Source organism: Stakelama sediminis, from assembly GCF_014199335.1.
GTDB classification, from domain to species: Bacteria; Pseudomonadota; Alphaproteobacteria; order Sphingomonadales; family Sphingomonadaceae; genus Sphingomonas; species Sphingomonas sediminis.
Genome location: NZ_JACIJI010000001.1, coordinates 806,449 through 830,721, shown reverse-complemented (window position 1 = coordinate 830,721; position 24,273 = coordinate 806,449). Strand labels below are relative to the sequence as shown.

The following is a 24,273-nucleotide window of genomic DNA, read 5'->3' as shown; positions in this document are numbered from 1 at the left end:
GTCAGCCGCGCCCTTCGCGAATGGCGGCGATGGCGCGGGCATAATCGGCGCTGCCGAAAATCGCCGACCCGGCAACGATCACATCCGCGCCCGCGTCGATGCATCCGGCGACGGTGTCGGGGTTTTGCCCGCCATCGACCTCGATATGCGGGGAAAGGCCGCGTTCCTCACACCGCGCGCGCAGAGCGGCGATCTTGGGCAGCATTTCGGGCAGGAACGCCTGTCCGCCGAAACCGGGATTGACCGTCATCACCAGAATGACGTCGACGAGATGCAGGACATGGTCGATCCAGTCGATCGGTGTTGCGGGGTCGAGCACCACGCCGGGACGGCAGCCCAGATCGCGCACCCGGCTGAGTACACGGTGCAGATGGACGGTCGATCCCGGTTCCGCCTGCACCAGCAAATGATCGGCCCCCGCATCGCGATAGCGTTCGAGCACGCGTTCCGGCTCGACGATCATCAGATGCACGTTGAGCGGCTTGTCGGTCGATTTTCGGATCGCCTCGACAATGCCGGGACCGAAGGAGATTTCGGGCACGAAGCGCCCGTCCATGATATCGACGTGAATCCAGTCCGCCCCTGCCGCATCGACCGCGCGTACCTCATCGCCCAGCCGGGTGAAGTCGGCTGCGAGGACCGAGGGCGCGACCTTTACCCGGCGGGACATGCGCGTGCTTCCAGCAATGCGTCGATGGCTTTTGCCACGCCGTCCTCGTCATTCGACGCGGTGACGAAATCGGCTGCGTCCCGGACGCGGGCAGGGGCCTGTCCCATCGCGCCTTTCCAGCGCGCGCGTGCGAACATCGGCAGGTCGTTGGGCATGTCGCCGATCACCAGCGTCGCGTCGAGCGGAATGCCGATAGCCTCGGCAATTGCCGCCACGCCATTGCCCTTGTTCGCAGCAGGCGCGGTAATGTCGCAATAATAATCCTGAGACCGCACGACATTGGCACGGTCGCCCAGCCGGTTGCGCACCCGTTCCTCGATCTTGTCGAGCAGCGCGTAATCGTCGCTGACGCCGACAATCTTGTCGACCTTGTGCGTCAGCCCGGAAAAGTCGTCGCGGACCACCGGCTCCTGATTGGCGGACACCCGTTCGCGCTTGGCATGATCGTTATCGCCTTCATGCGCGTACCAGCAGCCATTGGCGAAGATCCAGTATTCGATTCGGCCTTCGAACAGGTCGATGGTGTCAACGGCGGCATCCTGAGAGAGGTGATGCGCCTCGACCGGCTTCCCGTCCGCGCAAAAGATCGTGCCGCCGTTGAACGCGCCGAACGGACCGTCCAGACCCAGCTTGTCGCCGATCCAGCCGATCCCGCTGGGCGGACGCGCGCTGATCAGGCTCATCGCGATCCCTGCGGCTTTCAGCCGTTCGACCGCTGCGATCGTTGCCGCAGTGAGTTGTTTGTCACCATTGACCAGCGTGCCGTCGACGTCGGATATGAACAACCGGATCTGACCGGCGTCTATTCCCCGAAAACATGCCATTTCCGGCCATCCCTTTCCAATAGAGCATCTGCGGTCGCGGGCCCCGTCGATCCGGCGCGATAGGCGTCGGGCGCGTCCTTTTTCCATGCGTTGAGGATCGGCTGTACCACCGCCCAGGCGGCTTCGATCCCGTCGGCGCGCTGGAACAGCGTCTGGTCGCCGCGCAACAGGTCATAGAGCAGCGTTTCATAGCCGGTGGTGTGGCTGATATCGAAATGATCGGCATAGCGGAACGCCATCGTCACGGGCGTCGTGGCGATGGCCGGGCCGGGCTGTTTGGCCAGAAAGTCGAAGTCGATACCCTCGTCCGGCTGAATCTGGATGACCAGCTTGTTGGCGGGCAGGTCGCCCACTTCCGCATCGCGAAACCCTGCATAGGCGACGGGGCGGAAGGTCAGCACCACCTCGGTATCCTTCTTTCCCAGTGCCTTGCCGGTGCGCAGGTAGAAGGGAACGCCCGCCCAGCGCGGCGTGTCGATCTCCAGCTTCAGCGCGGCATAGGTTTCGGTGGTGCTGTCGGGCGCGACATCGGGAGCTTTGGTATAGGCGACGACCTTCTTTCCATCGACCGTGCCCGCGCCATATTGCCCGCGCACCGCATTGGTCTTCGCCTCTTTGGCGGAGGGAATGCGGATGGCCTTCAGCAGCTTGGATTTTTCGTCGCGGATCGAATCGGCGTCGAAGCGGTTGGGGGCCTCCATCGCCACCATCGACAAGAGCTGAAACAGATGGTTGGGCACCATATCGCGCAGCGCACCGGCATGATCGTAGAAATCGCCGCGCGTGCCGACATCGACGGTTTCCGCCGCGGTGATCTGCACATGGTCGATATAGGTGCGGTTCCACACCGCCTCGGTCATCGCATTGGCGAAACGCGCAACGAGAATGTTCTGGACCGTTTCCTTGCCGAGGAAATGGTCGATCCGGTAAAACTGGCTTTCATCCGCCTGCGCCAGGATGCGCTTGTTGAGCGTTTTGGCCGATTGCAGATCGTGGCCGAACGGTTTTTCGATGGCGACGCGGCGGAACGCGCCGTCTTTTTCCTCCAGCAGGCCCGCCTTACCGAGATGTTCGACGATATCGCCGAAAAAGCGCGGCGCGACTGCCAGATAAAAGGCGACATTGCCGCAGCCCAGTTTGTCGAGCCGTTTCTTTAGCGCTTCATAGCATTCGGCCCTGGTGAAATCGCCTTGTTCGAACAGCACGCGTTTGCGCAGCGACTTCCACGCCTTTTTGGACGCGCTTTCCAGTTTCTCCATGCAGCCGGATTCATCGAAACTGGTGCGCAGTTCCTCGTCGCTTTCCTTCGATCGACCAATGCCGAGCACGCGGAAATTATCGTCGATCAGCCCGGCCGCCGTCATATTGGCGAGCGACGGCATCAGCAATCGATGCGCCAGATCGCCGGTCGCGCCGAAAATGACCAGCGTTGCGGCGGGTGCCGCTTCCACTTTCACGCTCATTGCGGAATCTCGACATGGCCGCCGAAGCCATAGCGCATCGCCGACAACAACTTGTCGCCGAACGTGTGTTCGATCCGGCTGCGATAGCGGGCGTAGAGTGCGGAGGAGAGGACATAGGCGGGCACCGCTTCCTCCATTGCCGCTTCGATCGTCCAGTGCCCTTCGCCGCTGTCGGCGACATCGCCGCGAAACCGGCTGAGTTCAGCGTCCTTTGCGAGCGCCTCCGCACTCAGGTCGAGCAGCCACGAACTGATGACGCTGCCGCGCCGCCAGACCTCCGCCACATCGGGCAGATTCAGGGTGAAGCGTTCCTCCTCCGGCAGCTTGTCGGAGGATTTGTTGGCAAGGATGTCGAACCCTTCCGCATAGGCTTCCATCAGGCCGTATTCGATGCCGTTATGCACCATCTTGACGAAATGGCCCGCGCCGACCGGACCGGCATGGATATAGCCGCGTTCGGCGCGGTCGTCCTTTGAATCGCGTCCCTCGGTGCGCGGGATGCTGCCATATCCGGGCGCCAGCGTGGCAAAGATCGGGTCGAGCCGGTCGATCACCTGCTTTTCGCCGCCGATCATCATGCAATAACCGCGCTCCAGCCCCCAGACGCCGCCCGAGGTGCCGACATCGACATAATGAACCTGCTTTTCGCGCAGCGCCTTTGCGCGGCGGATATCGTCCTTGTAAAAAGTGTTGCCGCCGTCGATCACGGTTTCACCGCCCGACGCCAGTTCGCCCAGTTCCCTGATCGTTTCCTCGGTCGGTTTGCCGGACGGCAGCATCACCCAGAAAATCGCGTCATCGCCCAGCTTTGCGCGCATATCTTTCAGGTCGTTGCTGGCGGTGGCGCCTTCGCCTGCCAGCTTCTGCACGGCGTCGCCGTCGCGGTCATAGACCACGACTGCATGCCCATCCTTCATCAGCCGCCGGGCAATATTGCCCCCCATACGGCCAAGACCGATCACACCGAGTTTCATGCTCTTTTTCCTTATGCTTGATTGGGGGGAGGAAGGGGTCAGGCGGGTTCGGCCTGCCGGACCAGTGCGGACGCCAGCTTGCAGACATGGTCGACCGTGAAGCCGAACTTTTCCTGTACGTCCGGTGCTGGGCCGGATGCGCCGAAGCCGTGCATGGCAAGGATGTCGCCGTCCGGGCCGGTATAGCGGTCCCAGCCGAGCGGGGAGGCGGCCTCTACCGCAAGCCGCGTGGTGACCGTACGGGGCAGCACCTTCTCCCGATAGGCGGCATCCTGTTGCTCGAACAGCGACCAGCACGGCATGGAGACCACCCGCGTCTTTACGCCGCGTTTCGCCAGTTCGACACGCGCATCGAGACACAGCGACACCTCGCTGCCGGTCGCCATCAGGATCAGGTCGGGATCGCCGCCTTCCGCATCGGCGAGGATATAGGCGCCCTTTGCAACGCCTTCGCCCGCATGGTCGCGCGCTTCGTCGAGGATCGGCAGTTTCTGACGCGAGAAGATGAGCGTGGAGGGTGTGCGCGACTGCTGCACTGCGACCTTCCATGCCTCACGCGATTCATGCGCGTCGGCGGGGCGGAAAACGTGCATGTTGGGAATGGCGCGCAGTCCGGCGATCTGTTCGACCGGCTGGTGCGTCGGGCCGTCTTCTCCCACGCCGATCGAATCGTGTGTGAAGATGAAGAGCGTCGGCACTTCCATCAGCGCGGCGAGCCGCATCGGCGGGCGCATATAGTCGGAAAATACCAGAAATGTCGCGGTGAACGGGCGCAGGCCGGATACCGCCATGCCGTTGGCAATGGCGCCCATGGCATGTTCGCGAATGCCGAAATGCATGGTTCGTCCGCCGGGGCTGTCGGCCTCCAGCGCGCCTGCGCCCGGAAAATCGAGTTTGGTCTTGGTGGAAGGAGCAAGGTCCGCCGCACCGCCGACCAGGGTCGGGATCTTCTGCGCCAGCGCCACCAGTACCTCGCCGCCCGCATTGCGCGTGGCGACGGGATCGTCGCTGTCGGTGAAGGAGGGCAGGTCGCTCTCCCAGCCATCGGGCAGCGCGCCGCTTTCCATCGCATCATAGGCGGAGGCGAGGTCGGGGTTGGCCGTGCGCCAGTCCGCCAGCATCGAATCCCAGCGTTCGGTGAGCGGCTTCACCCGTTCCGCCATGGTCCGGTGGAAATGATCGGCCACGCCGTCGGGAACGAGGAACTGCGCGTCTTCGGGCCAGCCATAGGCGCGTTTGGTCGCGCGCACCGCCTCTTCGCCCATCGCGTCGCTGTGCAGTTTCGACGTACCCGCATCGGGCGCGCCGAACCCGATCACGCTGTCGAGCAGGATGAGCGTCGGGGCGTCGTCGCTGGTCTGGAATGTTTCGATGGCATGGGCGATCGCCTCGCAATCCTCGGCATCGGCGACGTGCAAGGTGTTCCAGCCATAGCCGCGAAAGCGCTCTGCCACGTCTTCGCTGAACGCGAGCGGCGTATGCCCTTCGATCGTCACGCTGTTGTTGTCGTAAATCCAGCACAGGTTCGACAGTTTCAGATGCCCGGCGAGCGACGCGGCCTCGCTTGCCACACCCTCCATCATGTCGCCATCGGAGCAGAAGACATAGACATCGCTGTCGAACAGCGTGTCGCTGCCGCGATTGAACCGCGCCGCCTTCCACTTTGCCGCAATCGCCATGCCGACGCTGTTGCCGCACCCCTGACCCAGCGGGCCGGTAGTGGTTTCTACCCCCGTGGTGTGACGATATTCGGGATGGCCGGGCGTCTTTGAATCGAGCTGGCGGAAGTTCTTGATGTCGTCGAGCGAGACGGCGGGTTTGCCGGTCGGCCTGCCGTCCTTGCCGATTTCCTTGACGCCCGACAGGTGGAGCAGCGCGTATAGCAGCATCGAGGCATGGCCGTTGGATAGCACGAAGCGGTCGCGGTTGGGCCAGTCGGGGCGGTCGGGATCGTAGCGCAGGAACCGGCTCCACAGTGTATAGGCAGCGGGTGCCAGCGCCATCGGCGCGCCGGGATGGCCCGAATTGGCTTTCTCCACGGCGTCGATCGCCAGGGTGCGGATCGTGTCGATGGTTTTGCTCGAGAGGGTTTCGTCGGCGGACATTGCTGTCTCCATCCTTTGGGGCATGATTTCGGGGGCGGCCGGGAAAAGTCGCTCTCCCTTGCTGAACACGCGCGGAGGAAAATCGGTTCCGTTCGAAACGGGATTGCCGAAACGATCCCATGTTTCAGCCGCGTTTGCGATGGTCCACACCATCGGGACCGGCGACGGACAGTTCGTCGATCTCGGTCAGGAACAGGCCATGTGCCAGCACGCCGGGAAGGGTCGCCAGCGCGTCCGCCAGCGCCTGCGGGTCGGCCATGTCGGGAAAACGGCAATCGAGGATCGGGTTGCCCTGATCGGTGCGATAGGGCGCGCCATCGGCCATGCGCAGCACCGGCTGTCCGCCCAGCGCCTCGATCCGCGCGGTGACGAAGGCAGTGGCGAAGGGCAGGATTTCGACCGGCAACGCCGCGTGGCCAAGCCGCGCCACCGGCTTACGGTCGTCGGCGATGGCGATCATCCGGGTGGCGGCGGTGGCGATGATTTTTTCGCGCAGCAACGCGCCGCCCGCGCCCTTGATGGCGCGCAGGTCCGGGTCGATCTCGTCCACCCCGTCAATCGCGATGTCGAGCGTAGCCAGCGTCGCGAAGTCCCGCACCACGATGCCCGATGCGCGGGCCAGGTCGGCACTGCGCCCGGAGGTGGCAGCGGCGGTGATGGTCAGTCCGTCGGCCACGCGCCTGCCCAGCGCCTTGATGGCGAAGGCGGCCGTGGTGCCGCTGCCCAGTCCGACCGCCATGCCGTCGCGCACTTGCGCCACCGCCGCTTCGGCCGCCGCGCGCTTGCAAGTATCAATCGGGTCGGCACCGATCATCAGAACATGCGCGATTTCAGGTTGAACAGCACGATCAGCGTGCCGCCGACCATCAGCAGCACGATCATCGTCGAGAACAGGATGAGTTGCAGGTCGTCGCGTGCCGATTTGCGCAGGTCGATATGCAGGAAATAGCGAAAATGCGCGATTATCTGCACCAGCGCCAGCAGATAGATGGCGATCAGGATGCCGGTCGGCGCGGAAAACAGCCGCCAGTGGACGGTTGCGAACGATGCCGCCGTCAGCACCAGTGCCGCGATCAGCCCGATGATATAGCTGCGCAGTTCGCGGCGATATTCGGCGCGGTCTTCCTGATTCATGGCGTCAGCCCCTGCAGATAGACGATGGTGAAGATGCCCACCCAGATAATGTCGAGAAAGTGCCAGAACAGCCCCAGCCGCAGGATCCGGGTCTTGACCGCCGGTGTCACGCCGAACACCGATAGCTGGACCAGCATGACGACGATCCAGATACTGCCGCCCAGCACGTGCAGCCCATGGGTGGAAACCAGCGCGAAGAAGGAGGAGAGAAAGCCGCTGCGTTCCGGCGTGGCGCCTTCGCCGATCATCTTCACGAAGTCGTGCATTTCCATGCCGAGAAAGCCGAGGCCGAGGATCAGCGTCACGGCCAGCCACACCGAAATCCGCGATGCCTTGCCCTCATATTTCATTGCCAGCGAGGCCATGCCGAAGGTGAAGCTGCTCGACAGCAGCAACAGCGTTTCGATGAACGCGCTCTTCATTTCATAGACGTTTTGCGTGCCCGGCCCGCCCGCGGTTCCCGACAGCATCACGCCATAGGTCGCGAACAGCAATGCGAACAACACCGCATCGCTCATCAGGAATACCCAGAAACCGAAAACCCTGCTTTCCGCTTCCTCATGCGTTTTCGGGTCGGTCTGTTGCAGGTTCAGACCGGCATGTTTCAGCTCGCGCGTGCTCATGTGTCGGCCTCCGCCAGGCCGCGATTTTGCGGCGTCATCTCATAATCGCGGTCGACAGCGCGGGTTTCCGAAACTTCTTTCAGAAACGCGCGATGCTGGCGTTCCACTTCGTCGGCCGGGATGATTTGATGCGTCTCGGTGATGAAGCTGCGGAAGATCACCATCCCCCACATGATCAGCACGCCCAGAATCGCCAGCCACCAGATATGCCAGACCAGCCCGAACGCGGCCGCCAGCCCGCCCAGCCCGATCACCGCGCCGGAGGCGTTATCGCGCGGCAGCTCGATATCCTGATATTCAGCCGCGGGCTGATAGGCCTCGCCCTGTTCCTTCCTATGGGTGAAGGCGTCGCGTCCGGTGACTTTGGGCAGGACATGGAAATTATATTCGGGCGGCGGGGCCGCCATCGACCATTCCAGCCCGCGCCCGTCCCACGGATCGCCGATGGGCACGCGATTGGCGTCGCGCTCGCGGATGCTGACCCAAAGCTGGATGAACAGCGTCAGCAGTGCCGCGAGCAGTACCAGCCCGCCGATCCCGGCGACGATCAGCCAGGGCAGATAGCTGGAATGGAACAGTTCCTGGCTGCGGCGCGGCATCCCGTCGGCGCCGAGCACATAGAGCGGCATGAACGCCAGATAGAAGCCCAGCACCCAGCACAGGAAGGACAGTCGCCCCCAGCGTTCGTTGAGGCGGAACCCGAATGCCTTGGGAAACCAGTATTGATAGCCCGCGATCATCCCGTAGAGCAGGCCGGGGATCAGCATGTTGTGGAAATGCGCGACCAGAAACACGGTATTGTGAACCATGAAATCGATGGGTGGCGTCGCCAGCAAAATGCCCGTCACCCCGCCGACGACGAAGGTGATGAGGAAAGCGAGCGAGAACAGCATCGGCACCGAAAACCGTACCCGCCCGCGGAACATCGTCCACATCCAGTCATAGATTTTCACGCCGGTCGGAATGCCGATGGTCATCGTCGCGATGCCGAAAAACGCGTTGATATTGGCGTTTTGCCCCATGGTGAAGAAATGGTGCAGCCAGACGGTGAAGGACAGCACTGCAATCGCCATGGTCGCGATCACCAGCGAGGTATAGCCATAGAGTTTCTTGGCCGAGAATGTGGAGAACACCTCCGAATAGACGCCGAATGCGGGCAGGATCAGGATATAGACTTCCGGATGGCCGAACAGCCAGAACAGGTTGGCGTAGTTCATCAGGTTGCCGCCCATTCCGTTGGTGAAGAAATGGAAGCCCAGATAGCGGTCGAGCGCCAGCATCGCGGTCGCCACCGTCAGCGGCGGCATCGCGAAAATCATCAGGATGGAAGTGCACAATGCCGTCCAGGTGAACAGCGGCATCCGCATCAGGTGCATCCCCTGCGTGCGTTCCTTGTAGATGGTGACGGCGAAGTTGATGCCGGTCATCGTCGTGCCGATCGAACTGAGCGTAACCGCCCAGATCCAGTAATCCGGCCCCTCGCCGGGATTGTAGCTCATCTCCGTATAAGGCGGATATCCGCTCCATCCACCGGTCGAGAATTTTCCCAGTACCAGCGAGATCATGATCAGGATCGCACCCGCCGTGGTCAGCCCCAGGCTGATCGAGTTCATCGTCGGGAAACTGACATCGCGCGCGCCGATCTGCATCGGCATGACGAAGTTGATGAGGCCGGTCAGCAACGGCATCGCCACGAAGAAGATCATGATCGTACCGTGGGTGCTGAACAACTGGCCGAAATGGTCGGGTGCGAGAAAACCCGGCTTGTTGACGGCATCGGCCTGTTGCAGCCGCATCAGCACCGCCTCGATCAGCGCGCGGGTCAGCATCACGCCCGCCAGCACCATGTACATGATGCCGATTTTCTTGTGATCGACGCTGACGACCCAGTTCTTCCATAAGGGGCGCCATGCGCGGTAATATGTCAGCGCCGCGAACAGCGCGACCGCACCGATAACGACGAGTGCCGCAGCACAGGAGCCGATAATCTCACTGACCGTCGGGTCGTGCCATGCGCGCACGAACGCCAGCGAATCCCAGGTCATTCGTCCCAGCAGGATATGCCAGAAACCATGTGCGGGCGCGCTCATTGGGCCTCCTTCGGCTTGGCGGGGACGGAAGGGCCGCCGGGATGGTATTTTGCGATGATGCGCTGAAACAGATCGGGTGCCACGCTGCTGTAGAAGCTGGGTTTATCCGGCACCGATTGCTGGGCGACCTTCTGATATTGCGCGATGGTCAGCGGCTTGCCGTCGGCACGCACCTGCTGCACCCATTGGGTGAACTGGCCGGGCGTGACGGCGCGGGTCAGGAATTTCTGCTTCTGGAAACCGGTGCCGTTATATTGGGTATTCTCGCCGTAGAAATTGCCCGGCCGGCTCGCCATGAAATTGAGCTTCGTGCGCATTCCGGCCATGGCATAAATCTGTCCGGCCAGTTTCGGGACCATGAAGGACTGCATCACCGTATCGGTGGTGAGCTTTAACTCGACCGGGCGATCGACGGGGATGACCAGCCGGTTGACCGTGGCGATGCCCTGATCGGGATAGATGAACAGCCATTTCCAGTCGAGGCCGACGACCTGTACCTCCAGCGGCGGTTTGGCGGACCGGATCGGTTTGTAGGGATCGAGCTTGTGCGTCCAGTGCCACAGCGCGACGCTGAGGATCAGGACGATGACGATCGGGCCGCCCCAGATGAAAAATTCCAGCGGCCACGAAAATTCCCATTTCGGGGCGTAGGTCGCGCGCTTGTTGCCGCGCCGGTACCACCAGGCGATGGCGGGTACGAGGAGGAAGATCGGCACATAGACGGTGGCGAGCAGGATCAGCACGAACCAGAAGGCGTGCGACTGTTCATGGGCGACAGGGCCGGCGGGCGCGAGAAACCCATGCGAATCCGCGCAGCCGCTCAGCGCCAGCAGCACCGCCGTACCGGCAACCGTGCCCAGGCGGCGATATGGGGAGTGGTTTCGGGGCGGGGGGCTGGCGCTGTCAGCGTCGGCAACGCGTGGCGCGTTCGAACAGACATTGCGCTGTCGCAAGATTCCCGATCTCCCTTATTGCGGCTGGTTCCCGGTTCGTCATCCGAACGGGACAAAGCGTGCAGGTTGATCGGCCAACGTACTTTTACTGGAGAGGTTCCGAACGAAAATCGGTTTAGCGCGGCCGGGAGTCGAGGAACGCCGCTACCGTGTCCAGGCGGACGTCGTTCGCGACAAAGGTTTCGCCGATCCCGCGGGCGAGCAGGAAGGGAAGCGACCCGCCCTCCATCTTCTTGTCATGGCGCATATGATCGACCAGTGCTGCGCCGGACGCCGACACACCCGCCGCCGCCAGTCCGTCGGGAAGGCCGCTGGCGCGCAGATGGGCGGCAACCCGCGCGACGTCTTCGGCATGGCAAAGATCCTGTTCCGCCGAAAAGGCAAAGGCCAGCGCTATACCCGCCGCCACTGCCTCACCATGCAGCAGGCGGTCGGAAAAACCGGTATCCGCTTCCAGCGCATGGCCGAAGGTGTGGCCGAGATTGAGGAGCGCGCGACGCCCCTTCGTCTCACGCTCATCCTCACCGACGATACGGGCCTTGGCGGCCACCGAATGCGCGATTGCCTGGGCGCGCGCTTCCGCGTCACCGGCCAGCAACGCCGCACCATGCGCTTCGCACCAGGCGAAGAAATCCGCATCGTCGATCAGGCCGTATTTGACGATTTCGGCATAGCCAGCACCTACTTCGCGCGGGGGCAGCGTATCGAGCGTCGTCGGATCGATCAGCACCCTTGCGGGCTGATGAAAGGCGCCGATCAGATTCTTGCCTGCCCGCGTATTGATCGCGGTCTTGCCGCCGACCGACGAATCGACCTGCGCGAGCAGCGTCGTCGGAATCTGGATGAAGTTGCAGCCGCGTTTCAGGATCGCGGCGGCAAAGCCCGTCAGGTCGCCGATCACGCCGCCGCCCAGTGCAATGATATGACCGGAACGTTCGATGCCCATTTCCAGCAGGCGATCGCAAAGACGTTCCAGCACCCGCCAGCTCTTAGTGGCCTCGCCCGGTTCCAGCACGATGGCTTCGCTGGCGATTCCCGCCGCATCGAGCGACGCGCGCAGCCGGTCGCAATGGTTTGCGACATTGGGATCGGTAACGATCGGCACGACGGCCTGACCGAGAACGGGTGTCAGCATGTCGCCCGCCCGGTCGATCAGTCCGGAGTCGATATATATGGGATAGCTGCGCTCGCCCAGCGCCACCTCAATCGATTTCACAGTCCCAGTGCCTTGATGATTGCCTCCACCGTCACCTCGTGCGGTGCCTTCAGGCTGGGCACGCGGATCGGCGCAAGCGCATAGAGCGGATTGCGCACTTCCGCCAGTTCGGTGAGTACCTCCAGCGGATCGCGGTCGCGCAGCAGGGGGCGGGTGTCGCGGCGGCTGACGCGTTCGGCCAGCACTTCGGGCTGCGCGTCCAGCCATATCGCGATTGCGTCGCTCAGGATGAGGGCGCGGGTCTCCGCGTTCAGGAACGCGCCGCCGCCCGTGGCGATGACCTTTGGCGATCCGTCGATCAGCCGGTGAATCACCCGACGCTCGCCGTCGCGAAAATATTCTTCGCCGAATCGGTCGAAGATTTCGCTGATCGTCATGTCGGCGGCGGTTTCGATTTCCTGATCGGCGTCGGTAAAGGGAATATCGAGGCGGTGGGCCAGCCTGCGCCCCACGGTGGACTTGCCCGCACCCATCAGCCCGATCAGCACGATCGGCCTGCCATTCCAGTGCAGCGATGAATCACGGGTTTGTAACATTGCGGATGGGGCTATACAGCGAGGCCGGGTGTCGGGCAAAAGGCGCGGCACCTTTTATCGTAACGCTTAAATTTGCGGGTCAGGCATGTCGCGATCACTGCTTCTTCTTCTCATCCTTCTCGTCGTCATCGTTGGCGGCATGATCTATCTTGCCGGGCGCAACACGGAACGCCCGCAGACCACCGTTGAAAAGGCCGTGCCGCTTGAAAATCTTCAGAACTAGCGTCGGCCTTGGTGCGGTAGCGGTTGCACTGGCGGCGGCGGGATGGCCGGCGCTGGGGCAGGACGTGCCCGAATCGCTGCTGCCGCCCGGTTTCAATCAGGCACCGTCGCCGACACCGACTCCGCGTCAGGCGCGTCCGGCACCGGCTCCAACCCCGACGCCAGTGCAGGCCACCCCGGTTTCGGGGGCGCCGTCGCCTGCGGCTTTGCCCGGTGGGGAGCCGACGCCCGGTCCGACGCCGACCGATACGCCGACGCCGCTGACCGCGCAGGAACTGCTCAAATATTCGCTGCCGCCTTCGGCGAAACGGTCACTCAATCAGGCCGGTTTCATCACCCGGCGTAACGGGGGCCTGCCCGCCAATGCCTGGGGACGCAGCAACGGATTGTTTCTCGCCGCGCTGATGGGAGAGGTGGACGCGCCGATCGCGTCGCGCTGGCTGGAAATCGGGCTGCGCCGCGCGCTGTCGAGCGCGACGCTGGTGCCGAACAGGATCAATGGCGCCGATTTCGCGGCTGCGCGTGCGACGCTGCTCGCGCGGCTGGGGGAGGCGAATGCCGCGCGCGCCGTGGTGCAGGCGGTCGATACCGACAATTATACCCGCAAACTCTATCGTGCGGCGCTGCTCGCGCATCTCGCCGCCGCCGATCCCGGTGGCCTGTGCGCGTTACAGCCGACCGCGGTGCTGGTGACGGACGCCCCCGGCTGGCAACTGGCTGCGCCGATGTGTGCGGGACTGTCGGGAATGCCGCAAAAGGCCAATGACCTGTTCCGCGATGCGCGGCGCAAGAATGTCGCGCAGGGCATCGACCTGCGGCTTGCCGAAAAGGTGATGGGACTGGGCGCGCAGGGACAGCGTTCCGTCACTGTGGAATGGGGCGGTGTCGGGGAGCTCAACGCGTGGCGCTATGGCCTTGCGACTGCGACTGACACCGACATTCCTGACGACGTACTGGCTGATTCGCCCGAACGTGTTCGGTTGTGGCGGGCGCTTGCGCCGCAGATCAGCGCGTCGAAGCGACTGCCCTATGCCCGGCTGGCCGCTGCGCGCGGTGTGCTGTCGAGTGCGGCGCTGGTCGATGATTATGCCTCGCTGGATGAAGACGGCGATGCCGACAGCGCGGACAGTGCCATCGCCCATGACCTGCGCACTGCCTATGTCGCGCCGACCGCGGCGGAGCGGATCGATACGCTGAAACGGCTGTGGGCCGAACCCAAATCGGAGGACGGCAAGTTTGCGCGGCTGGTGCTGACGGCGCGCGCGTCGAGCGGCATTCCGGCGAATCAGCAGAATGCGGCCGATGCCGAACGGCTGATCGCATCAATGCTGACGGCGGGACTGGACAGCGCGGCGATGCGCTGGCGCAATGTCGTGCAGCGCGGCAGTGCGGGCTGGGCCTTGTTGACCGTGGCCGATCCCGGATCGATCAGGCCGCTCGACCATGGCGATATCGACGCCTTTCGCAAGAATGGCGGTGCGAGCGACCCGTTGAAGGCGCGGATGCTGGTCGCGGCGCTGGCGGGGCTGGGGCGGCTTCGCGATGGCGAGGTGACGAGTATCGCGCAGTCGGTCGACCTTACGCTGGGTACGACCAACCGCTGGACCGAGGCGATCGACAAGGCGGGACAGGCGCGTGAAGCCGGAACGGTGCTGCTGCTTGCCGCCATCGGGATGCAGACCCCGTCGTGGAAGGCGGTGTCGCCGGTTGCGCTGTTCCACATCGTGTCGGCGCTGCGTGCGGCGGGGCAGGAGGGCTATGCCCGGATGATCGCTGCCGAGGCGGTTTCGCGGGTGTGACCTCCGGCGGCGACCGGGCGCTGATCGACCGCTTTCTGGAAATGATGGCGGTCGAATCGGGCGCGGCGCGCAACACCTTGTCCGCCTATGCCACCGATTTGCGGCTGGCATCGGAAGCGCTGGACGGCGGACTGGCGGATGCCGATGCGGCGGCGCTGGCGCGGCTGGCCGATGGCTGGGCGCCGCTGTCGCGCTCGACGGTTGCACGCAAGGCGGCGGCGTTGCGCCGTTTCTATGCCTTTCTTGCCGATGAAGGGCTGCGTGCCGACGATCCCGGACGGCATTTGCCGCGACCGGGAAGCGAGCGCGCATTACCGAAAATCCTGTCCTCGGCGGAGGTCGATTCGCTGTTCGCCGTGATCGAGCGACGGCTGGAGCGGGTGCCCGCCAATCCGCTCGACCTGCGGTTATCCGCGCTGATCGAGCTGCTTTACGGGTCGGGGCTTCGCGCGACCGAACTGGTGTCGATGCCGCGCAATGCAGTGGCACCCGACCGTCCCTTCCTGATTCTGCGCGGCAAGGGCGGGCGCGAGCGGCTGGTGCCGATTTCCGACCGTGCGCGTGCGGCCGTCGGAGCGTGGCGCGACCATGTGCCCGCCGACAAAGCCTGGCTTTTCCCATCGGGAAAAAAGCATCTGACCCGCATCAGGCTCTACCAGATTCTGAAGGAACTGGCGGTCGTTGCCGACATTCCGCCCAACCGGGTCAGCCCGCATGTGCTGCGCCACGCCTTTGCCACCCACCTGCTGGAAGGCGGAGCCGACCTGCGCGCGTTGCAGTCGATGCTGGGCCATGCCGATATCGCGACGACGGAAATCTATACCCATGTCGACAGCCGGCGGCTGGTCGAACTGGTCAACCAGCGTCATCCGCTCGTTGACGTTGCGCGCAGAGGTGCGTAACCGCAATCGCCTGATGACAAGTTTTCTGGACTTTGAAAAACCCATCGCAGAATTGCAGGGCAGGATCGACGAACTGCGCGAAACCGCAGCCGACGGCGCCCTCAATATCGATGCGGATGTAAAGCGGCTTCAGTCCAAATCGGACAAGCTGCTGCGCGATACCTATGCAAAACTGACGCCCTGGCAAAAAACACAGGTGGCGCGACATCCGCAACGCCCGCATTTCAATCATTATGTTTCGGCGTTGATCGACGATTTCATGCCGTTGGGCGGCGACCGCGCCTTTGCCGACGATAATGCCATTCTGGGCGGTTTCGGCCGCTTCCGCGGGCAGCGCGTGATGGTGATCGGCCATGAAAAGGGCGACGATACCGCCAGCCGCCTGAAGCATAATTTCGGCATGGGCAAGCCGGAAGGGTATCGCAAGGCGATCCGCCTGATGCAGCTTGCCGACCGGTTCGGCCTGCCGGTGGTGACGCTGGTCGATACCTCTGGCGCATTTCCCGGCATTCAGGCCGAGGAACGCGGTCAGGCGGAGGCGATTGCCCGTTCCACCGAGCAGTCGCTGGCGCTGGGCGTGCCGATGGTCGCGGCGATTCTGGGCGAGGGCGGTTCCGGCGGCGCGATTGCGCTGGCCAGCGGCAATCGGGTGCTGATGTTCGAACATGCCGTCTATTCGGTGATCTCCCCCGAAGGCTGCGCGTCGATCCTGTGGCGTACCGCCGACAAGGCTGCGGATGCTGCCGAAGCGATGAAGGTAACCGCACAGGATCTGAAAGAGCTGGGGGTGATCGACAGGATCGTTCCCGAACCGCTGGGCGGTGCGCATCGCGACCATGCGGCGGCGATCAGCGCGCTGGGCGATGCTATCGCCGAGTCGCTGGCAGCGATGAAGGAGATGTCCGCGGATGCCCTGCGGCAGGACCGCCGCGCCAAGTTCCTGCAAATGGGCCGTTTATAGGGCGCTGCTTATGCGGCGCGTTGAACGCGTCACTGCGAGGAGCGAAGCGACGCGGCAGTCCGGCCATGCATATGGTGCGCTGGATTGCTTCCCCCGGCACAAAGCCGCTGTCGCAATGACGATAATTGTTCAGTCCGGGGCATCAGGCTTCCACTGCGCAGACTGAGCCATATTCGATCCGGGCAAAGAAAAAGGGCGACGGTGCGCGATGCACCGCCGCCCCTTTGTTCGAAGTCAGCTGGACTTAGCTGGCCTTCAGGTTCGACGACACGTTGTTGAACGTGTGGGTCAGGTTGTTGCCGAGCGTGCTCATCGCGGCAATCGCGGCAACCGCGATCAGCGCTGCGATCAGGCCGTATTCAATGGCCGTGGCACCCTTGGAATTGCGAATGAACTTGCGAATGGTCTGCATACCGATCTCCATCGTTTAAACGAAAACGCTTCAATTACCCGGTCGACCCAGGCAAAGACCCCAGCCGACGGCACCGGTTTATGATGGGAGTATTGATAAAGGTTTAAGCCGCAGACCGTCTCAGCCGGCGACTTCAAGCACTTTCGTGCTGACGAAATTCCACATATCGGTGGTGGCGCCGGCGAACTGAACCAGTGCGCCCATCATTGCGAGCACGACCAGTGACAGAATCAGTCCATATTCCACTGCCGAAGCAGCAGCTTGATTCCGGATCAGACGGACTGTGATATGACGGATCGCCTGCAACACTGTGATCGTTTCCCCAAAGATGCCATGGGAGATAATCGGATAATGCTTAACAAAGCGTCTAATATCGCTCCGAAGCAGAACGATTCGCCGTGGTTTACGGTCGTCGCGGCGGCACTGGTCGATGCCGACGGCCGGGTGCTGGTGCAGCAGCGCCCGCCGGGCAAGCCGATGGCGGGATTGTGGGAATTTGCAGGCGGCAAGCCGGAAGCGGGCGAAACGCCCGAGGCAGCGCTGGTGCGCGAACTCCACGAAGAACTGGGGATCGCAACGGAAGAAAGCTGCCTTGCCCCCGCCGCCTTTGCCAGCGAGCCTCTGGGCGAACGGCACCTGTTGCTGCTGCTCTATGTCCTGCGCAAATGGCAAGGTATTCCGCAGGCACGCCATGCCACCGCGCTGCAATGGCTACGACCGGTGGAACTGCATCGGCTGGACATGCCGCCTGCCGACCGTCCGCTGATCGGCCTGCTCGAAATGATGCTTTAGGCGGAAAGAAAGCCGCTCTTGAGCGGCTGCTCGAAAGGGGACTGGAAGCAGAGGGTGTATGCTACTAGTCTGAATGCTCCACTCTTCGCCCAGCGAGAGGAGCGTCCCATGGATCAAGACTCCAATCCCAAACGCACCGGTGTCACCCGACGCGGGCTGCTGGCCGGCAGCGCCGCGACGGTTGCACTGGCCAATGCACATGCCCTGGCCGACCCGGCGACTCCGTCGCCTGCACCCGCACCCGCGACGGTGCCGGTCAGCCTGAACGTCAACGGTACGAAACACAGCTTGAAACTCGACCCCCGGGTGACGCTGCTCGATGCGCTGCGCGAGCGACTGGGGCTGACGGGTACGAAAAAGGGCTGTGACCATGGCCAGTGCGGCGCGTGTACGGTGCATGTCAACGGTACGCGCATCAACAGTTGCCTGTCGCTGGCGGTGATGCACGAGGGTGACGAAATCACGACGATCGAGGGGCTGGGCCTGCCCGGCAACCTGCACCCCATGCAGGCCGCGTTCGTGAAGCATGACGGCTTTCAGTGCGGATATTGCACGCCGGGGCAAATCTGTTCCTCGGTCGCGATGCTGAAAGAATTCGATCAGGGCGTGCCCAGCAACGTCACCGAAGATCTGGAGAATATCGTATTCTCCGATGAGGAGGTACGCGAGCGGATGAGCGGCAATATCTGTCGCTGCGCCGCCTATCCCAACATCGTCGCGGCGATCCGCGAAGTGCATGGGGGAGGGGTGGCATGAGGGCCTTTACCTATGAACGTGCCGACAGTCCGCAGGCAGCGGCGCAGGCAGTAGCAAGTCATCCCGAAGCGAAGTTCATCGCGGGCGGTACCAATCTGCTCGATCTGATGAAGCTGGAGGTGGAGCGGCCTGCGCATCTGGTCGATGTCACCCGGCTCGACCTGAAAAAGGTCGAACGCACCGGTGACGGAGGTTTGCGGATCGGCGCGCTCGTTACCAACACCGCGATGGCGTCGCATCCGATCGTCAAGCGCCACTATGCGGTGCTGTCGCGTGCGGTGATGGCAGGCGCATCGGGGCAGTTGCGCAACAAGGCGACGACCGGCGGCAATTTGCTCCAGCGGTCGCGCTGCCCCTATTTCTACGACACGTCCAAACCGTGCAACAAGCGCAAGCCCGGCACCGGATGTAGCGCGATCGGCGGGTTCAGCCGCAACCTTGCGATCCTCGGCATCAGTGATGCGTGCATCGCGCAGCATCCGTCCGACATGGCGGTGGCGATGCGGCTGCTCGACGCGAAGGTTGAAACGATCATGCCCGATGGCGGCACGAGAGCGATTCCGATTGCCGATTTCCATCGCGAATGGGGCAATACGCCGAATGTCGAAAATGCGTTGCGGCATGGTGAGTTCATTACCGCGGTAACGCTGCCCAAACCGCTGGGCGGCACACATGTCTATCGTAAGGTGCGCGACCGCGCGTCCTATGCCTTCGCAACCGTGTCGGTGGCGGCGGTGATCGGTGACGGCGTGCAGCGTTTCGCCTTTGGCGGTATCGCCTCCAAACCCTGGCGGGTGGAGGCGGCGGAGAAACTTTCCGGCGCGGATGCCATCGCCAAAGCGGTGCTGGCGGGCGCACGTCCGACCGCACAAAATCGTTTCAAGATTCCGCTGACCCGGCGCACGCTGGCGGCGACGATCGAACAGGCACAGGCATAAGGGAGCGGGACGATGATGAAATTCGATACCCCCGCAGGTCCGAACCCGACCGACAAGCTGAAGGTGCTCGACAAGCCCTATGACCGGATCGACGGTCCGTTGAAGGTGTCGGGACAGGCGCCCTATGCCTATGAATATCAAGATGCCGCACCCAATGCCGCTTATGGCGTGGTGGTGACTTCGACCATCGGCAAGGGGCGGATCGACACGATCGACACCAGCGATGCCGAACGCGCGCCCGGCGTGCTGATGGTGATGACGCATCTCAACGCGCCGAAGCAGAATGACCGCGGATCCCCGCAGCTTCAGGGAGCGGAGATCAAGCAATATGGTCAGGCGGTGGCACTGGTCGTCGCCAATACGTTCGAACAGGCAACGGCCGCCGCACAGATGCTGCATATTGGCTATAGTCAGGAAAAGGGGCGCTTTTCACTCGACCTGCTGAAGGACGGCGAACTGTCCCAGCGTGCAGGCAATGTCGATATGGGCGATTTTGCCGGGGCGTTCGCCGGCGCGCCTGCGAAGGTCGATGTCACCTATACCACGCCGAACCAGAGCCATGCGATGATGGAGCCGCATGCCTCCACCGCGGTATGGCATGGCGACAAGCTGACGCTCTATCTCGCGCACCAGGTGATGCACTGGGTAACGTCGGGCGTGGCGGGTACGATCGGTATTCCCGAAGCCAATATTCGCGCGGTTTCCGCCTATGTCGGCGGCGGTTTCGGGTCGAAGCTGGTGATTTATGCCGATGCGATTCTCGCGTCGCTGGCCGCGCGCAAGCTGGGCCGACCGGTCAAGATCGCGCTGACCCGCGGGCAGATTTTCAATCATACCACCCATCGTGCGCAGACTATGCAGCATCTGCGGCTGGCGGCGGGGCGCGACGGCAAGCTGGTGGCGGTCGGCCATGCCACCTATACCGGCGACCAGCCCGGCGGCGGGGGCGAACATGCGTCGGGCCAGACGAAATTGCTCTATGCGGGCAAGAACCGGCTGATCCAGACCTATCTGGCCGAACTCGACCTGCCAAAGGCGGGGGCGATGCGTGCGCCGGGCGAAGCGGTGGGCCTGCTCGCGCTTGAAAACGCGATGGACGAACTGGCCGAACAGCTCGACATGGACCCCGTCGAGCTGCGCGTCGTCAATGATATCCAGTACGACCCCGAAGTCGGGCCGGACCGTCCTTTCTCCGAACGCAAGCTGGTCCAGTGCCTGCGTACCGGTGCGGAGCGTTTCGGCTGGTCGAAACGCAACCCGAAACCGGGACAGGTGCGCGACGGGCAGTGGCTGGTCGGCATGGGGGTGTCGGCCGGTATTCGCGGTAACCCCGTTACCGCGTCAGGCACGCGGGTGACTCTGCGCCCGGACGGAACCGTGCTGGTCGAAAGCGCGATGACCGATATCGGCACCGGCAGCTATACGATCAACGCGCAGACGGCAGCGGAAATGCTGGGCGTGCCGATGGCCGCGGTCGAGGTACGGCTGGGCGACAGCGCCCTGCCCAGGGCATCCGGGTCAGGCGGTTCCTGGGGCGCCAACAGCTCGACATCGGGCACCTATGCGGCGTGCTGGCTGTTGCGCAGGATGCTGGCCGAAAAGGCGGGATTCGATCCCGAACAGGCGCAGTTTGCCGATGGCGCGATTGCGGCGGGCGACAAGCGTGTCGCGCTGAAAAGCCTTGTCGGCGGGTCGCCGGTTACTGCCGTCGACAGCATCGAATTCGGCGATCTGACGAAGAAATATGCACAGGCGAGTTTCGGTGCGCATTTCGCCGAAGTGGGTGTCGATATGCATACCGGCGAACCGCGCGTGCGCAGGTTGCTGTCGGTCTGTTCGATCGGGCGTGTGCTCAACCCGAAAACCGCGCGCAGCCAGTGTCTGGGCGGGATGACGATGGGCGTCGGTTCCGCACTGATGGAAGACCTGATCGTCGATCCGCGCTTCGGCTATTTCGTCAATCACGACATGGCCGAATATCAGGTGCCGGTGCATGCCGATATTCCCGATCTCGACGTCGTGTTTCTGGAAGGGGAGGATAACAAATCCTCGCCGATGAAGGCGCGCGGCGTGGGGGAACTGGGCATTTGCGGCGTCGGTGCGGCCGTCACCAACGCGATCTACAATGCCTGCGGCGTGCGCGTGCGCGACTATCCGGCGACGATGGACAAGATCCTGGCGGGCCTGATGACCTAGGCCCGTCGCCATTCAGCCCTGATGGCCTGCAAATGGTTGCTTTCCGGGCTTCCGGTGCTCACGTACTGAAAGTACGCTGCGCGCCGGGTCACGAAAATCCACCATATTGTTCTACGAACGTCTGCGACTCCGCCACATCATCTTCTGAATGGCGATCGACCCTAGGGCGGTCAGATAACGCCGAACGTCCAGCCTTCGCCCTGTGCGGCGGCGGGGGTCAGGGCGGTCGGGTTCCAGTACTCGTTGCGCCCGGCATGGCGGCGCAGCCATGCCGAAGTGAGGATTGCGTCGGTGGCATGGTCGTCATAGCGGATCAGCGGTGCATGGGGACGGGAGTCGAACTGCGCGAGTGCCGCGTCCAGCGCCTCCGCCTCCCGCACCTTGCTCCGGCCCTTGCGCATTCCCGCCGCACGCGCGGCGATGGCGGTATAGATTTCGACCACCAGCGCGCCCTTGTCCGGCACCGGGTCGAATGGCCAGACGGGGACATTCTCGCCCAGATGGTGCAGCAGCCGCATCCCGGCAAAGCTGGCCTTTGCCACCTGCGCCGCGCCGATCGCATCATAGACGGTGGAGGGTTTGCCGCCTCCGTTCGCATTGTAATGCGCTTCGCAGCGACGAAAGTGCATGAAGCGCGCCTTCACACCATCCGCTGCGCCGAGATAGAAATGCGTGCCGCGCCGCGCCTCCAGAAAACTGGCGGCACCCAGATCCTCATCCGGGCAATGCGCATCGACATAGGCCCAGAAGCGCCGCGCGGTGGCTGGTGTTTCCTCTCCGGGCAGATAGGCGCTGCGCTCGACAATGGGCGGCGCAAAGCTGAAGTCGAAGCCGATCAGCGTCGGTGTGTCGGCCTGCGCCTCCACCCAGCGCAGTGCATCGGTGCGTGACCAGATGCCGTTCGGCGCTTCGACCAGCACCGGCGCGGCGTCGCCTGCCGCGCACATTGCCACTGCGATGCCGCGATGGCGGCTGCCCTTCGCCCCCGACCAGTCGATCGCGGCAAAACGGGTGAAATGATCAGGGGCGATCACCGAATGCCTCTCGCTGTGCCTTGTCGGCATAATCCCACCAGGCGCGGGTGATCACGATTTCGATCCGTTCCCGCTCCGGAGACGTGTAACGGATCAGCACGGCGGGCCAGCCTTCATAATGCGCGGTCTGCCAGAAGGTGTCGGGGTCGGTTTCGATCAGCACCATCTTTTCGTGCTCCGGGCATCGCACCACGAAGCTGGTATCGGGTTCGTGCCCGACATTCAGAAATGCTTTGCCGTTCACCTTCACCGCGGGCTGGCGATAGGATGTGCCCTTTTCGGCACCGGGCAATGTCAGCGCAAAGGTTACCGCGTCATCAAAGGTCATTGATTACGCTCCCGCCGTTCCTCCCACCAGGCCATGCGTTCGGCGATACGCTTTTCGAAACCGCGATCGACCGGGCGGTAATAGGTTTCGGGCGTCATTTCCTCCGGCCAGTAATTCGACCCGGAAAAGCCGTCGGCGGTGTCATGGTCATAGGCATAGCCCTTGCCATAGCCGATGTCCTTCATCAGTTTTGTCGGCGCGTTGAGGATATTCTGCGGCGGCATCAGCGATCCGGTCGCCTTTGCCGAGCGCCATGCCGCGCCCGCCGCCTTGTACGCCGCATTCGATTTTGGCGCGGTCGCGCAATAAAGGCAGGCCTGCACGATCGCCAGTTCGCCCTCCGGACTGCCGAGGAAATCATAGGCGTCCTTGGCGGCGAGGCACTGAACCAGCGCATTGGGGTCGGCCAGCCCGATATCCTCGCTGGCGAAACGCACGATCCGGCGCAGCACGTAAAGCGGTTCCTCCCCCGCCACCAGCATCCGGGCGAGATAATAGAGCGCTGCCTGCGGATCGCTGCCGCGCAGGGATTTATGCAGCGCGGAGATCAGGTTGTAATGCCCCTCCCGATCCTTGTCGTACACCGCGACCCGGCGCTGGAGCAGCGCCGACAGGCCCGCCGGGTCAAGTGCTGCATCAAGATTGACCGAAAACAGCGTCTCCGCCTGATTGAGCAGGAAGCGCCCGTCGCCGTCCGCGCTGGCGATCAGCGCATCGCGTGCGGCAGTGTCGAGGGGCAGGGGGCGCTCCTCCTCCGTTTCGGCGCGATCGAGCAACTGGCCGAGCGCTGCCGCATCGAGCCGGTGGAGGATCAGCACCTGTGCGCGGCTGAGCAGCGCTGCGTTGAGTTCGAAGGAAGGGTTTTCGGTCGTCGCGCCGACCAGCGTGACCGTGCCGTCCTCGACATAGGGCAGGAAACCGTCCTGCTGTGCGCGGTTGAAGCGGTGAATCTCGTCGACGAACAACAATGTGCGTTTGCCGATCTTCGCATGGTCGCGCGCCTCGGCGAAGACGCGCTTCAGGTCGGCAACACCGGAAAAGACGGCCGAGATGGAGGCGAAGCGCAGCCCGACCGCATCGGCGAGCAGCCGCGCGATCGTCGTCTTGCCGGTGCCGGGCGGGCCCCACAGAATCATCGACGACAGCTTGCCCGCCGCGACCATTCTGCCGATTGCACCTTCGGGACCGGTCAGATGATCCTGTCCCACCACATCGGCCAGCCGTGCAGGTCGCAGCCGGTCGGCAAGCGGGGCATCGGGCGCGACTTCATGCGCCGGTTGCGGTTCGTCGGAAGCGAAAAGATCAGCCATCGCCGCCCGATATAGGCGGTCCAAATCATGAACAA

General features: G+C 63.3%; 25 protein-coding genes. 8 read left to right on the top strand and 17 right to left on the bottom strand.

Annotated elements, in window-relative coordinates:
- Nucleotide 1 precedes the first annotated feature (1 nt).
- From rpe to FHR23_RS04180, 12 genes are all read right to left on the bottom strand, one after another.
- Complete coding sequence (rpe, locus tag FHR23_RS04235; protein ID WP_184001646.1) at nucleotides 2-670, bottom strand: ribulose-phosphate 3-epimerase; 669 nt, start codon at nucleotides 668-670, stop codon at nucleotides 2-4.
- Nucleotides 655-1,494, bottom strand: a complete 840-nt coding sequence (locus FHR23_RS04230; protein WP_184001645.1) for an HAD family hydrolase — start codon at nucleotides 1,492-1,494, stop codon at nucleotides 655-657. Before FHR23_RS04230 ends, rpe begins: the two co-directional genes overlap by 16 nt.
- Nucleotides 1,473-2,957 carry a glucose-6-phosphate dehydrogenase gene (zwf, locus tag FHR23_RS04225; protein ID WP_221227338.1) on the bottom strand — a complete coding sequence of 495 codons (1,485 nt, stop codon included), beginning with the start codon at nucleotides 2,955-2,957 and terminating at the stop codon, nucleotides 1,473-1,475. Before zwf ends, FHR23_RS04230 begins: the two co-directional genes overlap by 22 nt.
- Nucleotides 2,954-3,931, bottom strand: coding sequence for a phosphogluconate dehydrogenase (NAD(+)-dependent, decarboxylating) (gene gnd / locus FHR23_RS04220; RefSeq protein ID WP_184001644.1), 978 nt, complete (start codon nucleotides 3,929-3,931; stop codon nucleotides 2,954-2,956). The genes zwf and gnd overlap by 4 nt, the downstream gene beginning before the upstream one ends.
- A gap of 38 nt (nucleotides 3,932-3,969) precedes the next feature.
- Nucleotides 3,970-6,036: a transketolase gene (gene tkt / locus FHR23_RS04215; RefSeq protein ID WP_246359677.1), complete on the bottom strand. Its 2,067-nt coding sequence runs from the start codon at nucleotides 6,034-6,036 to the stop codon at nucleotides 3,970-3,972.
- 124 nt (nucleotides 6,037-6,160) lie between these two features.
- Nucleotides 6,161-6,850 (bottom strand): ribose-5-phosphate isomerase RpiA, encoded by a 690-nt coding sequence (gene rpiA, locus FHR23_RS04210; protein ID WP_184001642.1) that lies wholly within the window; start codon nucleotides 6,848-6,850, stop codon nucleotides 6,161-6,163.
- A complete protein-coding gene (locus tag FHR23_RS04205) occupies nucleotides 6,850-7,170 on the bottom strand; it encodes a cytochrome o ubiquinol oxidase subunit IV (RefSeq protein ID WP_184001641.1) in 321 nt (106 codons plus the stop codon). Before FHR23_RS04205 ends, rpiA begins: the two co-directional genes overlap by 1 nt.
- Nucleotides 7,167-7,793, bottom strand: a complete 627-nt coding sequence (gene cyoC / locus FHR23_RS04200) for a cytochrome o ubiquinol oxidase subunit III (protein WP_184001640.1) — start codon at nucleotides 7,791-7,793, stop codon at nucleotides 7,167-7,169. The genes FHR23_RS04205 and cyoC overlap by 4 nt, the downstream gene beginning before the upstream one ends.
- Nucleotides 7,790-9,883 carry a cbb3-type cytochrome c oxidase subunit I gene (locus FHR23_RS04195; protein WP_184001639.1) on the bottom strand — a complete coding sequence of 698 codons (2,094 nt, stop codon included), beginning with the start codon at nucleotides 9,881-9,883 and terminating at the stop codon, nucleotides 7,790-7,792. The genes cyoC and FHR23_RS04195 overlap by 4 nt, the downstream gene beginning before the upstream one ends.
- A complete protein-coding gene (locus tag FHR23_RS04190) occupies nucleotides 9,880-10,836 on the bottom strand; it encodes a COX aromatic rich motif-containing protein (RefSeq protein WP_246359676.1) in 957 nt (318 codons plus the stop codon). Before FHR23_RS04190 ends, FHR23_RS04195 begins: the two co-directional genes overlap by 4 nt.
- Before the next feature lie 115 nt (nucleotides 10,837-10,951).
- Nucleotides 10,952-12,052, bottom strand: a complete 1,101-nt coding sequence (gene aroB, locus FHR23_RS04185; RefSeq protein ID WP_184001638.1) for a 3-dehydroquinate synthase — start codon at nucleotides 12,050-12,052, stop codon at nucleotides 10,952-10,954.
- A complete protein-coding gene (locus tag FHR23_RS04180; RefSeq protein ID WP_184001637.1) occupies nucleotides 12,049-12,588 on the bottom strand; it encodes a shikimate kinase in 540 nt (179 codons plus the stop codon). The genes aroB and FHR23_RS04180 overlap by 4 nt, the downstream gene beginning before the upstream one ends.
- 85 nt (nucleotides 12,589-12,673) lie before the next feature.
- Between FHR23_RS04180 and FHR23_RS04175 the strand changes: the two genes are divergently transcribed.
- Genes FHR23_RS04175 through FHR23_RS04160 form a run of 4 tightly spaced genes read left to right on the top strand, consistent with a single transcriptional unit; the run spans nucleotide 12,674 to nucleotide 16,472 of the window.
- The gene (locus tag FHR23_RS04175; RefSeq protein ID WP_184001636.1) at nucleotides 12,674-12,811 is read left to right on the top strand and encodes a hypothetical protein; all 138 of its coding nucleotides are present in this window, start codon (nucleotides 12,674-12,676) and stop codon (nucleotides 12,809-12,811) included.
- Complete coding sequence (locus FHR23_RS04170; RefSeq protein ID WP_184001635.1) at nucleotides 12,792-14,609, top strand: hypothetical protein; 1,818 nt, start codon at nucleotides 12,792-12,794, stop codon at nucleotides 14,607-14,609. Before FHR23_RS04175 ends, FHR23_RS04170 begins: the two co-directional genes overlap by 20 nt.
- Nucleotides 14,606-15,511 carry a tyrosine recombinase gene (locus FHR23_RS04165; RefSeq protein ID WP_343042983.1) on the top strand — a complete coding sequence of 302 codons (906 nt, stop codon included), beginning with the start codon at nucleotides 14,606-14,608 and terminating at the stop codon, nucleotides 15,509-15,511. The genes FHR23_RS04170 and FHR23_RS04165 overlap by 4 nt, the downstream gene beginning before the upstream one ends.
- A gap of 13 nt (nucleotides 15,512-15,524) precedes the next feature.
- Entirely contained in the window at nucleotides 15,525-16,472 is a 948-nt protein-coding gene (locus FHR23_RS04160) for an acetyl-CoA carboxylase carboxyltransferase subunit alpha (RefSeq protein ID WP_184002170.1), read from the top strand.
- 244 nt (nucleotides 16,473-16,716) lie between these two features.
- Here the strand turns inward: FHR23_RS04160 and FHR23_RS04155 are convergent, their stop codons facing one another.
- Both FHR23_RS04155 and FHR23_RS04150 read right to left on the bottom strand, forming a co-directional pair.
- Nucleotides 16,717-16,884: a Flp family type IVb pilin gene (locus FHR23_RS04155; RefSeq protein WP_184001634.1), complete on the bottom strand. Its 168-nt coding sequence runs from the start codon at nucleotides 16,882-16,884 to the stop codon at nucleotides 16,717-16,719.
- 120 nt (nucleotides 16,885-17,004) lie between these two features.
- Nucleotides 17,005-17,193: a Flp family type IVb pilin gene (locus tag FHR23_RS04150; protein ID WP_425506341.1), complete on the bottom strand. Its 189-nt coding sequence runs from the start codon at nucleotides 17,191-17,193 to the stop codon at nucleotides 17,005-17,007.
- A gap of 42 nt (nucleotides 17,194-17,235) precedes the next feature.
- Between FHR23_RS04150 and FHR23_RS04145 the strand changes: the two genes are divergently transcribed.
- The 4 genes from FHR23_RS04145 to FHR23_RS04130 all read left to right on the top strand — a co-directional run bounded on the left by FHR23_RS04145 (nucleotide 17,236) and on the right by FHR23_RS04130 (nucleotide 21,566).
- On the top strand, nucleotides 17,236-17,676 hold the full coding sequence (locus FHR23_RS04145) for a (deoxy)nucleoside triphosphate pyrophosphohydrolase (protein ID WP_184001633.1): 441 nt from the start codon (nucleotides 17,236-17,238) through the stop codon (nucleotides 17,674-17,676).
- A 108-nt stretch (nucleotides 17,677-17,784) separates the two neighbouring features.
- Nucleotides 17,785-18,432, top strand: a complete 648-nt coding sequence (gene paoA / locus FHR23_RS04140) for an aldehyde dehydrogenase iron-sulfur subunit PaoA (RefSeq protein ID WP_184001632.1) — start codon at nucleotides 17,785-17,787, stop codon at nucleotides 18,430-18,432.
- Nucleotides 18,429-19,370, top strand: a complete 942-nt coding sequence (locus FHR23_RS04135; RefSeq protein WP_184001631.1) for an FAD binding domain-containing protein — start codon at nucleotides 18,429-18,431, stop codon at nucleotides 19,368-19,370. Before paoA ends, FHR23_RS04135 begins: the two co-directional genes overlap by 4 nt.
- A 15-nt stretch (nucleotides 19,371-19,385) precedes the next feature.
- Entirely contained in the window at nucleotides 19,386-21,566 is a 2,181-nt protein-coding gene (locus FHR23_RS04130; protein ID WP_184002168.1) for a xanthine dehydrogenase family protein molybdopterin-binding subunit, read from the top strand.
- A 170-nt stretch (nucleotides 21,567-21,736) separates the two neighbouring features.
- Here the strand turns inward: FHR23_RS04130 and FHR23_RS04125 are convergent, their stop codons facing one another.
- The 3 genes from FHR23_RS04125 to FHR23_RS04115 are packed head-to-tail and all read right to left on the bottom strand — an operon-like array spanning nucleotide 21,737 to nucleotide 24,238.
- Nucleotides 21,737-22,597 (bottom strand): hypothetical protein, encoded by an 861-nt coding sequence (locus FHR23_RS04125; RefSeq protein ID WP_343043043.1) that lies wholly within the window; start codon nucleotides 22,595-22,597, stop codon nucleotides 21,737-21,739.
- The gene (locus FHR23_RS04120; protein ID WP_184001629.1) at nucleotides 22,587-22,928 is read right to left on the bottom strand and encodes an MmcQ/YjbR family DNA-binding protein; all 342 of its coding nucleotides are present in this window, start codon (nucleotides 22,926-22,928) and stop codon (nucleotides 22,587-22,589) included. The genes FHR23_RS04125 and FHR23_RS04120 overlap by 11 nt, the downstream gene beginning before the upstream one ends.
- The gene (locus FHR23_RS04115) at nucleotides 22,925-24,238 is read right to left on the bottom strand and encodes a replication-associated recombination protein A (RefSeq protein WP_184001628.1); all 1,314 of its coding nucleotides are present in this window, start codon (nucleotides 24,236-24,238) and stop codon (nucleotides 22,925-22,927) included. The genes FHR23_RS04120 and FHR23_RS04115 overlap by 4 nt, the downstream gene beginning before the upstream one ends.
- Nucleotides 24,239-24,273 lie beyond the last annotated feature (35 nt).